At 67.6% G+C, this 13,747-nt stretch carries 12 protein-coding genes; 2 read left to right on the top strand and 10 right to left on the bottom strand.

The annotated features are described in order from the left end of the window. Window positions 1-117: 117 nt before the first annotated feature. The 4 genes from HHX40_RS21525 to HHX40_RS21510 form a co-directional block, all read right to left on the bottom strand. Window positions 118-531 (bottom strand): SMI1/KNR4 family protein, encoded by a 414-nt coding sequence (locus HHX40_RS21525; protein ID WP_182882008.1) that lies wholly within the window; start codon window positions 529-531, stop codon window positions 118-120. Window positions 532-609: 78 nt separating this feature from the next. Further along, window positions 610-1,764, bottom strand: coding sequence for a tyrosine-type recombinase/integrase (locus HHX40_RS36960; RefSeq protein WP_182882007.1), 1,155 nt, complete (start codon window positions 1,762-1,764; stop codon window positions 610-612). Further along, entirely contained in the window at window positions 1,761-1,964 is a 204-nt protein-coding gene (locus HHX40_RS21515; protein WP_182882006.1) for a helix-turn-helix domain-containing protein, read from the bottom strand. Before HHX40_RS21515 ends, HHX40_RS36960 begins: the two co-directional genes overlap by 4 nt. Then, window positions 1,961-3,472, bottom strand: a complete 1,512-nt coding sequence (locus HHX40_RS21510; protein WP_182882005.1) for a replication initiator — start codon at window positions 3,470-3,472, stop codon at window positions 1,961-1,963. The genes HHX40_RS21515 and HHX40_RS21510 overlap by 4 nt, the downstream gene beginning before the upstream one ends. Window positions 3,473-3,602: 130 nt before the next feature. Here HHX40_RS21510 and HHX40_RS21505 point away from each other — a divergent pair, with 130 nt between their 5' ends. Beyond that, window positions 3,603-4,445: a GntR family transcriptional regulator gene (locus tag HHX40_RS21505; protein ID WP_182882004.1), complete on the top strand. Its 843-nt coding sequence runs from the start codon at window positions 3,603-3,605 to the stop codon at window positions 4,443-4,445. 905 nt (window positions 4,446-5,350) lie between these two features. Here the strand turns inward: HHX40_RS21505 and HHX40_RS21500 are convergent. Continuing rightward, window positions 5,351-5,653, bottom strand: coding sequence for a hypothetical protein (locus HHX40_RS21500; RefSeq protein WP_182882003.1), 303 nt, complete (start codon window positions 5,651-5,653; stop codon window positions 5,351-5,353). A gap of 91 nt (window positions 5,654-5,744) precedes the next feature. Between HHX40_RS21500 and HHX40_RS21495 the strand changes: the two genes are divergently transcribed. Next, window positions 5,745-5,993, top strand: coding sequence for a winged helix-turn-helix domain-containing protein (locus HHX40_RS21495; RefSeq protein ID WP_182882055.1), 249 nt, complete (start codon window positions 5,745-5,747; stop codon window positions 5,991-5,993). A gap of 637 nt (window positions 5,994-6,630) precedes the next feature. Here the strand turns inward: HHX40_RS21495 and HHX40_RS21490 are convergent. The 5 genes from HHX40_RS21490 to HHX40_RS21470 all read right to left on the bottom strand — a co-directional run bounded on the left by HHX40_RS21490 (window position 6,631) and on the right by HHX40_RS21470 (window position 13,641). Continuing rightward, window positions 6,631-7,308: a transglycosylase SLT domain-containing protein gene (locus HHX40_RS21490; RefSeq protein WP_182872949.1), complete on the bottom strand. Its 678-nt coding sequence runs from the start codon at window positions 7,306-7,308 to the stop codon at window positions 6,631-6,633. 48 nt (window positions 7,309-7,356) lie between these two features. Continuing rightward, the gene (locus tag HHX40_RS21485; protein ID WP_182882002.1) at window positions 7,357-7,842 is read right to left on the bottom strand and encodes a hypothetical protein; all 486 of its coding nucleotides are present in this window, start codon (window positions 7,840-7,842) and stop codon (window positions 7,357-7,359) included. A gap of 95 nt (window positions 7,843-7,937) precedes the next feature. Beyond that, the gene (locus HHX40_RS21480) at window positions 7,938-9,794 is read right to left on the bottom strand and encodes a DNA translocase FtsK 4TM domain-containing protein (RefSeq protein WP_182882001.1); all 1,857 of its coding nucleotides are present in this window, start codon (window positions 9,792-9,794) and stop codon (window positions 7,938-7,940) included. Between the two features lie 2 nt (window positions 9,795-9,796). Beyond that, on the bottom strand, window positions 9,797-10,168 hold the full coding sequence (locus HHX40_RS21475) for an effector-associated constant component EACC1 (RefSeq protein ID WP_182872952.1): 372 nt from the start codon (window positions 10,166-10,168) through the stop codon (window positions 9,797-9,799). Between the two features lie 620 nt (window positions 10,169-10,788). Next, window positions 10,789-13,641 carry an immunoglobulin-like domain-containing protein gene (locus HHX40_RS21470; protein ID WP_182882000.1) on the bottom strand — a complete coding sequence of 951 codons (2,853 nt, stop codon included), beginning with the start codon at window positions 13,639-13,641 and terminating at the stop codon, window positions 10,789-10,791. Window positions 13,642-13,747: the final 106 nt, after the last annotated feature.

Here is a 13,747-nt window from a genome sequence, read left to right as displayed (position 1 = left end):
CCGACGCTTCATCCTCTTTCCGCGCCACCGCGGCGTCCTCCAGGTCCAACGCTTCGGATGCCTGGATCACCGTACTCGTCACAGGTGTCTCCTTGATCAGGAGTTACACCGTTGTTCTTACAGTCCCTGATGCTCGTCATGATCGCAGTCGGAGGACTGCACTGTAGGCGGATCGTCCATGTCGAGGTCCGCCACTCGTATGTAGCGCTCCCAGACGCCCTGATTCTCGTGCTGATAGAGCAGCAGGCCGCTATCTTCGTCCACGCGGAGCTCGTCCGGGGGCTGCAGGAAGTGCAGAGTGCCGCAAAGATCCGCACGCTTGCCGAAGAGCATGTACGCCTCGCGCAGTGCGTCCGGGAGCTTGAGGCCCAACCGCTGCTCAACGGCGTTCAGCTCCTCCGCGGTGTAACCGTCTCCATCCCTGAGAGGAGTCATCCAGGCTTCCGCGAAGCGCCGTATGAAGGTCCAAGCACTGTCCTTGTCCCGCACACCAGCGGCGAGATCGGCTGCGAGATCGAATCGTTCGGACACGGACGTGATCATACAAAGCGCAGACGAGGGGCCATTCAGAGGAATCAGAATGGCCCCTCGATCGGCGGAAACTCACGATCAGGTGTCGAAGATGCGATCCATGGCCACGGCCCCTGCCTGAAGTACCGGACGGATCTGCTTGCGGTAGACGGCCTCCGTGACGGCAGTGCTGCTGTGGCCGACGAGCCGGGAGATCTCCTCCAAGGGGAGGCCGTTGTCCGAGAGCAGCGAGACGAAGCTGTGCCGGAGTTCACGGGGCGTCCACTCTGCCGGGTCCACCCCCTCGGCGTCCTTGATGGCGTTGCGGAAGTCGCGCCGTACGTGCGAGGGATCGAGTGGGGTCCCGACCTTGGATGCGAACACAAGGTTGTTCTCCTGCCACTTCTCCCCTGCGGCTTCCCGCTCCCTTCCCTGCTGCTCCCCCTGGCGCTGTAACGCGTCCAGGCAGCGCTTGGATAGGGCGAGTGTCCGGCGCGACTTACGCGTCTTGGTGTCGCCCCCGGCTCGTACGGAACGCCAGACAGCCACATGCGGAGGCACAGGCGGATTGGCGTTCGGGTCGCCTTCCACGTCCACGTGATCCCACGTCAACGCCCTAAGTTCCTCCGTCCGTGCTCCCGTGAGCAGGGACAGGACGATGTAGGCGTACATCCGTGAGCCCTCGGCCGCCTTGAGTACGGCTTCCGCCTGAGCGAACGTGAGGGCCTTGGACGGGCGGCCTGCCTTGCCTTTCGGGACAGAGCAGAGCGCCACCACGTTGCGCTTGACCTTGTCGCGCGCCATCGCTCGCTTGATCGCCCGGTTCAGGCACGAGTGAAGCCCTTGGAGAGTTCGCGTGCTCAGGGTTTTTGCCTTCTCGGCGAGCCACTTGTCCACGTCTTCCGCGCTGAGGTCCCGGAGCTTTCGAGCACCGAGCGCGGGAATGATGTGGGTATTACTCAAGATCGTGCAGGCAGCGACGGTGCCCTTGTCGCGTCCATTGAGCCCGTAGGCCAGCCAGTCATTCACCGCGCGCTCCACCGTGTAATCGGCCGGAGCGATGGCGAGGCCGTCTTCATAGTCGCGGAGTATCTCTTTGAGCTTGGCCTTGGCTTCGGTCTTGGTCTTGCCGCTGGCCTTCTTGACGATGCGCTTTCCGGCGGGGGTGTAGCCGACCGTCACCGAGGCGATCCAGCGTTGCCGTTGCTCGTCCCAGTGCAGGCCGCCGTCTCCCCGGCTGCGTCGTGCGGTCATGATGCTTTCGCCTCCTGTTCGAGTAGGGCGATGTAGTCGTCGATGGCCGAGGCCGGGATGAGCCGGGTACGACCCTGGCGGACGGTGCGCAGGCGGCCCGCCCGGATCTGCTCGTAGATCACGCTGCGGCTCAGGCTGAGCAGGCGCATCGCGTCAGGGATGCGGTAAAGCCGCCGGTCGTCGCTCCCGGGTTCGGTCATTCGGCCGTCCGCTGGGCGGCGATCTTCCGGGCGAGTTCGATGCGTTGGCGGAGCTGTTCGGCCAGGACGGCTTCACCGGGGGTGTGGCCGCTGCCGGCGAATCGCCAGTGCGCGAGCACGAGCGTGGTCTCCTCGCCAGGGTCGGGCAACCCGTGGCGTTCACGTGCCTCCTTGGCGCGGTGGTCGGTGCGTGCCTGCCGGAGGTCGAGAAGCCGGGTGGAGTAGCGGCGGCTCTTGCTGGAGAAGTGGCCCCGGAAGCCGAGCATGTGCGCCCACGGCCGGAGCCGGAGGCCCGCGAACTCCGGCCGCGCACCGAGGTCCCAGCAGGTGCGGATCATGCGCCGGGCGTGGTCGGTGACGGGCAGCGCCTCCAGATCGAGCCCCGGTTTCAGGCCCGTCCCCTTGCAGCGGGCGCAGGTGACCAGCAGGCCCCGGCCAGAGGGGCGGCCCCGGCCGCCGCAGGTGCCGCAAGACAGGCGGTGATCGACGGTTCCGGAGGCTTCCGCGCCCTTGGTGGCGTACTTGGCGATGTAGCCCGCCACCGCTTCCTCGCTGAGGCCGTCCAGGTCCCGCGAGAGGAGGATGGGGCGAACGTCGAGCTGGTCACCCCAGCCGAGCAGGCGGGTGCCGATCGCGCTGTCCGGCGTGGAGATGTGAACCGCGCGGACGGCCAGCGGGATCGCCTCGCTGAGTAGGTCGGTGGTCGCCCATACGGGCGGCCTGTCGGCCGGACCCTCCGGGCCGTCGAGCCGGATCACGGTGTGGAAGTGGACCAGGCCGCGCCGCTGGTATTCGGCCACCTTGGCGAACGACAGCCGGACCTGCTGGGTGAAGGAGGTGCGGCTGATCCCGGCGAGCTTGGCCATCTCCCGGCGCAGGCCGAGAGTGAACCGGTGCCACAGCAGGCCCGCATGCGCCTGCCAGAGCACCGCGCCCGGGTAGTCGTAGCACTCCGGGCAGATGGGCTGCCCGAGTAGCTGATCACCCGTGTCGTGGACCTCCGGGCAGCCCACCGGTTTCCCGTGGGGGCAGGTGCCTGCGTTCTTGCGGGGGCGGCAGTGCAGCGTCTTGCCGTTGCGCTCGCGCACGGTGTGGACCGGCCCGAAGGACGGCGCGGTGAGGGTGGCGAACACGCGAGGGTGTTCGCTGACCTGTTCCGGCACGCCTTTGCCGCCGGACAGGCCCGCCCGGATGAGTTGGTAGGTGTCGGCCCGGTAGACCTCCGAGCACGCGGGGCAGACCGACGCGCGGCGGTTCCCGCACGCGACCAGCAGGTGCCCGGACGGTTCGTCGGCCGTCCGGTAGGAGTGCAGAACCTCGCCGGTCGCCGCGTCGATCACATGCGATTCACCGGCCAGGTGCACGGGGTGTGAGCAACCGCCGGTTGCCGCCACCATGGAGCGCCACCGCTCATAGCCGGGGTCGTTGAGGACCCGGACCATGTCGGTGAGCCATTCGGGGTGGGCGTCCTGTCCGTTCGTGGACGCCGGGTTTGCCTCCTCGTTCATCGTTAACCTCCTTACCTCGTTGCCGACAGGTAGTCCAAGACGTGCTACGTGTTCGGTCACGTAGACATGTTAGCCAACACGTGCTACCTCTTGTAAAGACATCAGCGACGAGAAGAAGGGACAACGGCACATGCCCGAGGAGAAGGAGGCCGCCCGCTGGCGGATCATCGCCGACCTCTTGCGCAACGACGTGCTGGAAGACCACTACCAGCCCGGCCAGGCCCTACCGGGAGAGGCGTTCCTCGCCAGCGAGTACGCCACCTCCCGGCCGACCATCCGCAAGGCCATCGCCCAGCTCGCCGGAGAGGGACTGCTGACGGTCGCCCACGGACGCGGCACATTCGTCCGCCCGACTCCCGACCGCCGCCTGATCCTCACCGGCTGGCCCGATCACGAGGACCTGCTGAGCCCGGCCTACGACCCCGCCAAGCAAGGATGGGAACATGTCACCGTCCCCAGCGAGGCCGAGCGCGCCCAGAGCAAGGTCACGCCGAACTCGGCGCTGTTCATGACCGCCGAGGGCAGCAGAGCCGACATCCTGGCGGTACGCCGGGGGACCATGGTCGTCTACCGCTACGCCTACTGGCAGCACACCAAGACCCGCGCCCGCATCCATCTGTCCTCGTACGTGCTCGCCGACCAAGTCGCGACGATCCGAGGTGAAGGCTCAGGCCGGGAGATCGAATCCCACGTCGAGCCCGAGGACTACTACGCCCACTTGGAGAGGCAGCATGGGCCGCTGCGCTGGACCGCCTCCGTCCACGCCCGGATGCCGTACGGCGAGACCTACGAGGATCTCGGCATGGAGCCGATCGGAACGCCCCTGCTGGTCGTGCGGCGGGTCATGCTCAGCCAGCACGGCCGCCCGCTGGAGTTCACCGAGATCGAAGCCCCCGGCGACCGCTTCGAGGCCGCATCCGTCAGCGACCACGACTCAGCCGAACCAGGAGGACTCGCGGCCCTTCGGGTGTAGTGGGCTCAAAGTTTCTTTACTGATTCAAGGCGACGGCGCTCCGCGCCGCCGCTGGCGGCCCCACGCCCGCCCGCCGTCCGGGCGTGCGGCTCTCCGGCCGGTCCCGGACGTCAGCGGCTCGGGCCGCCCCACGGCAACCAGCGCCAGGCCGTACCGACCGAACCCGCCGATCACACACGCGCCGTCGCCCACCGCTCCGCCGCCGGCCCAACCGCTTCGCGGCCCTTCGGGCGCCTACGGCGTTGCGCCGGCCGCTACGCTCCCCGGCTTCAGGTGCATGGCCGACGAGGGCTGAGCATGATTGTGCCTCCGGCGGGGGCACTCCGGCCCCGAGGTGTCGGCGAGCACGAGCGCGGGCCGTAGGTGGTGGGGGCTGATCGCCTCGCCCGCCATCGCCCCAGGCAGAGCCCAGCAGACCGGCTCCTACGGCGCAAGCCCGGCCGTGCGGGCAGGACAACCAGCGAGCACGGAAGGTCACCGGGAGCCAGGTACACGCGAGGCCAGACTTGCCCCTCCGTCCCCGGCCCGCTGCCGCTTCGCGGTGGGACGACGGCGTACGAGGCGATCGCTAGCGAACTCGGCCCAGCAGGACCGAATGCCACCAGAGACGGGCCTCACTAGGCCGCCAGCCGCCCGCGTAGGAATGCTCGGGCGGTTCCGACTGCACAACCTTGTGAATCTGGTAGATGCCGCCACAGGAGATCAGCTCATAGAACACGGCTTCGCAGTCGCAGGTGTAGTCCACGACTCGGTACGGCCCGCGAGGCTGAGAGACCCAGAACAGTTCCTCCGGTTCGGGTACAGCGCAGCGGAGGTGCGGCGAGAAGCCTGGACAGTCCGGCTCCTCCACCAAGTCCGCCGGGTGATGAAGGAGATCCCGCAGTTTCGCGTCCACGTGATGCCGCTCAGTGCGAGGTCTCCCGAGGGACAGGGCACAGCGCTTCGCTGTCGGGCAGAGCGACCGCCAGCGCGGCTTGCTGCTTAAGCTCCTCGGCCAGTTGGCCGACGTCATCGCCATCGATGGTCCGGCATAGGCCGCGGTTGTAGTCCTCGTTTGTCAGGCGACCGTTGCGCGTCGCCCACAGGCGTCCCGCCGAGCTTCGCCAGATACTCCAGCCGGGAAACGCCTCCCGTAGACCGCTAAGGGTCAGGACAGGGACAGTCGCCGCCTTCTCGCCGCTCATTTCGCTCTCCTCCCACAGGTCCATGAGCTGCATGGTAGGCAAAGAAAGCTATGGCACGCTATAGCGTGCTGTCCATCGCCACGGCGTGCAATGGCTTCCTACCGTTGCTCGCGTGATGGAGTTCAGGGCCAATCAGCCCAGGTGGCGGCAGGTATACGAGATCATCAAGACTCGTATCGCCTCCGGCGAGTACAAGCCTGGCGAGCGCATCCCATCACTCGTCGCCCTGATCGAAGAGTTCGGCATCGCGAACGCCACCGGCCAGAAGGTCATGCGAGCGCTCAGGGCAGACGGCCTGATCCACACCGAGCCCGGCATGGGCAGCTTCGTCACCGCCCCGGAAGAGCGCACCCAGGCAGAGTGACCGCCGGCTCGGTGTGCGTTCCGGGTCGGAGAGTGAGTGACGAACTGAGTGACAACGGCCGCGGACAACCTCGGACACTGACAGATCTTGGTGGACTGGAATCGCAGGTCAGACGCCCTATAGGCCGAGGTGCCGCCCTGATCTTGATTGCTTCGGGACGAAGAGGCCGTGGGTTCAAATCCCGCCACCCCGACTCGGAAATTGCAGGTCAAGGGCCTGATCGCTGGAGACAGCGATCAGGCCCTTGATCGTTCATTAGCGTGGCGTTAGTGGTTTGAACCCGATCACGTAACCGTTGGCAACCTCAGGCAGCCCTAAAGGTCACCCGCTCCGGCACCCGATTGAACCTCGGCCCCAGGTCTGCGCTGCCGGTCCGTTAGCTCCCGGTCCTACTCACCACCCACTCATGTCGGCGTTGCCCGACTCGCAGCCCGGCTGCCCCGGCCTCCACGCGGTGAATGCTCATGGCCGACGTCATCGTGGAAGGTGCGATCTACGCCACTCGACGCGGCGCTCGGCGACGGGTAAGGCTGGGACGCAGGGCTCGGCGGCCTGCCGAAGGACGGGAGGGCCACGGCGCCCTGGCGGCGCCGGCCACCCGGAGCTCCGGAAGCCGCTCGACGTCCACGCCGACGGGCTACCGGAGGTGCCGTACGGCGTCCTGCGCCGCGGGCCAGTTCCCGCGCAGGCGCTCCAGGTACGACCGGGCCTCCTGCCCCAGCTTCGCGCCCCGGGCGAACGCCCGCATGTTGCCCGGCCCGGCGTTGTATCCGAGAGCGAGCAGCTCGTCCTTCGTGTACGGGGTGCGCCACTTGGCCGGCAGGTGGCCGGCGAGGTCGTGGAGGTACCAGGCCGCGGACTCGATGGCCAGATCGGGGTCGTCGGGCAGCTCCTCCCACTGCCGGGCGGCGAAGTCGCGCCCCCGCTTGGCCTCGTCGAAGGCGGCCTTGTGCATGTTCGCTATGCCGAAGGCCGCGTCAGGCTTGAGCTTCTGCCAGGCCCGCTCCAGCGCCGGATCGTGCGGCTTGTTCGACTCGTTCAGCAGGATCGCCATCAGCAGCGACGAATGCACCCGGGCCTTGCTCGCATGGGCGACGACCCGAGGGGCGAAGCGTACGGCCTCGCGGTCCTCAGCGGAGCCGGAGGAGGGAGGGGGGGACGTCCGCTGAGGCCGATGCGCCCCCGGCGTGGCGGTCGCGACGGCCCCGGAGCCGAGAGGTTCGTGGTCTCCGCCGCAGGCGGCGGTGAAACCGGACACGGCCACTCCCACGGCCAGCGCGGCGAGACCGTGGCGGCGGCACTGACGCTTCCCCATCCTTCTGCTCCTTACGTCGCCGCTGCGAGTGCCCAGGACTCTCCGCGACTAACCGCCCTCGGAGCTCCACCCGCCCGGATAATCGGGGTCCCAGCGGCTTCTGCGAAGGAGGCTGGTCAGTGCGCGGCCGGTGAGGGGTTCGGCCTGACGGGCTGGGGCCAGCCGGTCGCTCAGGTCACCGACGTGCAGGTCGACGACCGTCTCCGCCAGGTCCGCCAGCGTGGCGGCGGCCATCCGCGCACGCGACCACGCGGTCGCGAACAACAGGCCCGCGATGACCGCGCCGGGCCACCACCACACGGCCAGCAGCAGGTAGAGCGCGGACCAGCCCGTCAGGCGCGCGGCGGCGGCCAGCGAGTCGCGCGCGGCCTCCACCGCGGTCCGGCTCTCCTGCGGCACGATCAGCCACAGGTGCGGCCAGCAGGCGTCCAGATCGAGCCCGTAGGCCTCGGACACGTGCACCCGTGGGACGCGGAGGCGGTCGCCGATCCAGGCGGGCCTGGCGGGCTCCAGCAGGCAGATGCGGTCGGCCATCGCGAGATCGGACAGCGTGTGGGGCCTTCCTGGCTGGACAGGACGAACTGCTCCAGCTTGCGCGACGCGGAGATCTTGCGGAGCTCCGTGGACTCCTACGTCCGGGGGAAGAGCTTGTGCCGGACCTCGGCGAGGCGCTCGGGGACGCGGTGCACCGGGGTCGCGGTGATCACCAGCAGGCCGAAGCCCGACAGCATCACCAGCAGCGGGATCGTGATGAACGCCGGCAGGATGCTCGACGGCGGCGCCGAGACGATGAAGCCGACTATGCCGCCCGCCGCCGACACGTTGTCCATGCCGTCGGTCGGTCCGCCCGAGGGGTACGGCGTGCCGTGGGCGACGTGCACGATCCCTAGGATCCCGGCCAGCAGCGCGGTCCAGCCGATGCCCATCCTGCTGGTCTCGAAGTTCTGGTCGGCCCGGCGAAACAACCGCCAAGAAACCCAGGAGAGCGCCGCGGGCAACGACCAGGCCAACGAGCCGAGCAAGGCGCGAATCACCGCATTGGCCATCTCCATCCAGCCATCACCGCTGTTGCGATTGATGACAGCTACACACATCGAAGCGACGATCAGCACCGCGAGCGCCACCCCGTCTCTTCGGCGATCGGGATCGATGTCGACAGACCGTTTCCAGGGGGTCCGGGCCAGATGGCCAACGCTGCGGGCCAGCAGCAGCCACGGCCCCATGACCAGCCTGCCGATCTGCAGGAAAACCCAGCTAAGCGGGTCACCGCTCCGCGACCGTCGCGCTGGTGGCTTCCGGCTGGTCCCCACACGGACTGGAGGGGTCCGCACGGGTGCAGCGGGCTGCGGGGCTCTCGCCGGCTCTGCGGCCGATACCCGGCCCCCGGCGTGCGAGTCCTTGCCCCGCGGCCTCCCCTCGGCTCTTGTCCGCCGGTCACCCACCGGTCGGCGTGGCAAGTCGGCGGCGGTGTTTTCCCCGCCGACCTGCCTGAACACCGGTATGGCCGCCTCTCCAGGAGGTGCCGGCCCGTATGGAGTGGTCCAGTCGGTGATGAAACGGGTGGCGCGGGCCGCTACCCGGCGATCTGCGTCAGACTGAAGGCGGCGCAGGACGGTGAGAGCGGCGGTGACGACGTCGCCGTCTGCGTTCAGCAGGAGTTTTGCCGTTTCATCCACGGCGGTCAGGCGGATCCCGGGGTGAGAGTTGCGCAGGGCATCGTGCAGACCGGGGGGAAGCAGGGCAGGCCTGGCGGCGTTCTTGGCGATGACGACCTTCCCGCTGACCAACGACAGCTTCTGCGGGTGCTGGGTGGGGTTCGCCTCGACGGTGCGCTCATAGGCGTAGTCGTAAAGTTCGTCGAGGTCCACCTCGCCATCGAAGTTGAGATCGGCGGCACCGGTCTCCAGGCCTTCGACAAGGAATCGCGTGAAAACAGACGTTGTCGCGTCGCCGACGACACCGCCGTCCTCGAATGCGTACTGCAGAGCGTCGGACGCGGTCAAAATCACACGGCCGTGCCCCTGAAGCTGCTGTGCCGCCTGCAACGTACGCGCCTGTTTCGCGATCATGTCTCGCGGAAACGCGCCACTGCCGCAGCAGTCGAGAATCACCACCTTGGTTCGGGACCTGCTGGGGTTGAGCACGTCCTTGACGAACTGCGCGGAAACAGCAGTGGAGCCGAGCAGGCCGAATCGGGTGTTCGTCATCGCGAAGAAGAGGCGGCCCTCCGGATCCAGAAGCCCGTGCCCGGTGAAATAGAACAGCAGTAGATCGTCGCGTTTGTGCCCGCTGAAGAACGCCTCCAGCCTCGTGCTGACCACATGGGACGGCTCGTTGATGACGGTCTCGACCTCGAACGCCCCGACGCCGGGATCGCTCAGTACACGCGCCAACGCCCGTACATCGGCCTGAGGGCCACGCAGCCTGCGCAGTCGGGCGTCCTCGGTGTAGTCGTCCGATCCGACGAGAAGGGCGTACCTGCCCATGGTCAGTGGCGTTCCTGCTGCGCGATGAAGGCGTCGAGCAGCAGGCGACGCTCCTCATCGGTGGCGTTGGGCAAGGTGATCGAGTTGTCGCCGAACTGCACGGTCACCGTCACCGGCTCCTGACGTCGGCTCAGCCATCCGTTTATCGCCGCGATGATCGTGGTGATGACACCACCGGAGGCGGATAACGTCACCAGCAGCGTCGTCCAGATCGCCCCATCCCCCGCTTTGGCGTTCGCCGGGGCCGAGTCGGGAAGGTGCCTCACGTCGTCCACGTCCAGGTCGAGGAGTTCGCCGCGCAGGTTACGAGAAAGTCGCTCGATTTCGATTTCGTCCGCTTCCGAGCCGGCATCGAGAGACACCTTGAGTTCCAATATCCTCCTCCACCCTCAGTCGCCCACCGCGCACCTAAGGTAAGACCCTCTATTCTGCCAGTAGCAGCAGACACAGTCGCCTGCATCTCACGACTCGTTCACCTACAGCCGCAATTAGGCTGCAGTGATGGGACGCGCCGTAGACCGGTACGACGTGCCCGGCTGGCAGACAGAGCACCCCGTAGCAAGCAGAGCCCAGCGATCGAGGGAACCGAGGCCTCGCATGACCGGCTCGGCCGTCATCTCACCAAGTTCCGGGTAGCCCTCCGATTTGAGGATTCAAACGCGTCAGGATGTGATTCGAGGCCATCACCCCACCGCGTCCCGGCCAACTGCTTGAGCGTCGTTGCCCTGGGATGCGGTGCAGCGACAACCCGGCCGAGGCCGCTTCGGGACGAAGAGGTCGTGGATTCGAATCCCGCCACCCCGACCATGCAGTACCAGCTGAGAGGCCGGTTCCGATCATCGGAACCGGCCTTCTGCGTTGCCGGGTGACTGCCTCCCACGCGGAGCGGAGCGGCATCGTGTCCTTCTGGCGGGCCGGCGAGGTTGAGCTCGCCGGCCCGCCACCTGCCTCCCGGCCCCGGTTCAGTAGCGGGAACGCGCCGTGGCCGGTCGGGTTAGGCGCAGTTGATGGCGGTGTAGGAGGGGTTGTAGGTCGAGGTGACCTGCCGGCCATCGATCGTCGCGGTCGCCGTCACGGTCGCACTGCCCGTGGCGATCTGCCCGGCCCTGGAGTTGAAGGACTGGTAGGCCTGCTTGCCTTGGGCAACGTCGGCCACGGTCTTCGAACCGTAGGGGGTGGTCAGCGTCACGTTCGCCGGCACGGCGGCGTCGTTGACCGCGGTCACGGCCACGTACGCCGTGGTGCCCACGCAGCGGGCGGTGGCGGTCACGGTCAGCGCGAGCTCCGGAACGACCGGCACCGTGAACGACGCCGTGCCCTCCGACGCCTTCAGGTAGTCGATGCCGAGGTACTCGGCCTTGACCGTCCGGGTACCCGCGGGCAGACCTTCCGGCAGCGTGACCGTGGCCGCGCCGTCCTCCAGGTAGGCGAGCTTCGACCACGAGCCGATGCTGAACCGCACCTGACCGCCGGTCTCGAACCCGTCGGCCGCCTTGACCGTGGCCGTGGCCGTGGTCGTCTGGGCCCCGCTCGCGTACGGCTTGACAGCCACCTCCGTGGTGGTCGCGACGTCGCTGTTCGGGATCTTGCGGATGTCGTTCCACTCGCGGAGGGTGATCGGGATCACGGTGCCGTGACGCGGCCGGACGACGCCCGCGTTGGTCATCGTGATCGCCTTGGCGTTCCAGGTCGGAGCCTCGATGTTCTCGTGGCACGCGGCCTGGTAGCCACCACCGTTCGTGTACCGGTCGCCCCAGAGGTAGAACTGGCCGGGGCAGGAGGTGTCACCAGGGTTGGCCTTGAAGATGATCGGCCCTTCGTACCCCTGGTCGGCGACCCACGTCGTGCGCCCCAGAGCCGGAGCGAGCGACTTCCAGTTGGCGATGTTGCTGTCCAGGAAGTCGGTGTGCTTCTCCGAGAAGATGTCCGAGCCCTGGTTGCCGGCCTCGTTCTTGGTCACGCGGTAGTAGTAGTCACCGACCCGGATCGCGGTCGTGTCGATCCGCGACAGAGGGGCCGGGTTCTGCCAGACCTTGGGAGCGGAGAACGTCTGGAAGTCGCGCGTCGTGGTGTACCACATCTGCGCGTTCCCCTGACCGGTGCGGTTCACGGGGTCGTTCCACAGTGACTGTGCCCAGAACACGGCGTAGGCGCCGATCTCCTCGACCCACAGCGACTCGGGCGCGAAGGCGTTGCCCGCGTTGTCGGGCGCGACTTTCACGTGCCGCTGAGGAGTCCAGTGCACGAGGTCGTGCGACTCGAACACCTCGATGTACTGGGTGTCGTTGATGGCGTATCCGCCCTGGTCGTACCAGTTCAGGTCGGTGGCGATCATGTAGAACGTGTCGCCGTCGGGCGAGCGGACGATGTGCGGGTCACGAAGGCCCTGGTCGCCCAGCTGGGAGATGAGCGACGGCCGGCCTCCGGTCAGCCCGGTCCAGTCCAGAGCGGTGTTCCCGTTGGACGTCGCGAACATGATCTGCTCGCCGTCGGCGATCCCCTCGCCCTTGAAGTACCCCAGGAAGTACCGCTCGCGCTCCTCGGAGCGGGGCATGGCGGTGATGGTCACCGGAAACGACTTCGTCTGCGAGGCCGACCCCTTGGTGATGGTCGCCGTCAGTACGGCGTCGGCGTCCGCACGGCCGAACGCCGGGCGGGTCACCTCACCCTTCGGGGTGACGAGGTCGGTGGTCGACTTCCAGGTGATCGTGGATCCGAACTCGCCGGTGACGGGGAGGTTGATGTTTCCGCGCAGGTCGTCGGTGTCGTGCAGGGTCAGGTCGAACGTGTCACGGCCGACCGCCTGCGCGTCGTCGAACTCGGCCTTCACCACAACGGGGATCTCCCGTGTGGTGACCTCCTGGGAGCCCTTGCGGACGGTCGCCGTGAGCGTGGCCGTCGCGTCGGGCTGCCCCTTCGCGGGCCGGGTGATCCTGCCGGTGACCGCGACCTTGCGTGCGCTGGGGAGGGCCGGCGGGGTGTAGACCTGGACGACCGACGGGTCCGAACTCGTCCACGTGATGGTCGAGCCCGCCACGGAGCCCACCTTGGGCAGAACGATGTCGCGTACGATCGCACTGGTCAGGCCGAGGTCGATGGCTTCGGCGTCGGCGTGAACGCCGGTGGAGACGGTCCTTTTCGCCAGGGCGAGTGTCTCGTCGACGCTCACTGCCCGGTCGTAGACCCGGAAGTCCCGGAGCGTTCCGCGGAACGAGTAGTGGCTCGACGTCTGCGAGCGAGCGAGGAAGTTGCAGTTGGTCCCCGCGGCGTTCACCGACGGCGGCGTGGTCAGGTTCGTTGCCGTCGCGTGCTGCACGCCGTCGAGGTAAAGCGTGCCGGTCCAGCTCGTGCCGTTCGGGTTCAGCGACTGCGTGTAGGTGACGTGCGTCCAGGCTCCCTCGGTCATCCGGACGCGGTTCTGCTGGAGGTTCGCCGAACCCACCGCGACGCGGAACCGTTGGGTGTTCGACGCGAAGATGGAGCCCTGGGCGCCGGTGTCGACGTCGCACGAGCCGGACTTCGCGCCGAAGCCCCACATCTGGTGCTCGCCGACGTTCGCCGGGTCGATCCACACGTCATAGTCGACGGTGAGGTTCGACATGCCGGCGGTGAGGTTGTTCGGCAGCTTCACGTACGCACCGTCGAGGGCGCTCTCGTAGGAGCCGGGGTTGAACCTGACTCCATCGCCGGTCAAGGTCGCCTTTCCCGGATTCACGAGCGTGGCGTTCGCCGCCGAGCCCGCGCTACCCGAGTTGACCAGCGTCGTCCCACTGGTCTCGTCGAGGGCGAAGTGGTGCACCAGACCCTCGTCGAGCGTCCCCTCGGCGGCGTGCGAGGGCGTCGCCACGAACGAGACCGAGAGAAGCCCACCCAGTACCAGGCCGGCGACACCTCTGCCCTTGCGACTCAGCCTGTGACGTGACCTTTGCTGTCGCACTCTCAATTGGTCCTCC

This window comes from Microbispora sp. H10949, from assembly GCF_014161435.1.
Lineage (GTDB): Bacteria > Actinomycetota > Actinomycetes > Streptosporangiales > Streptosporangiaceae > Microbispora > Microbispora triticiradicis.
Note: the sequence above shows the minus strand (reverse complement) of the source record. Positions and strands in the feature narration are given on the sequence as shown.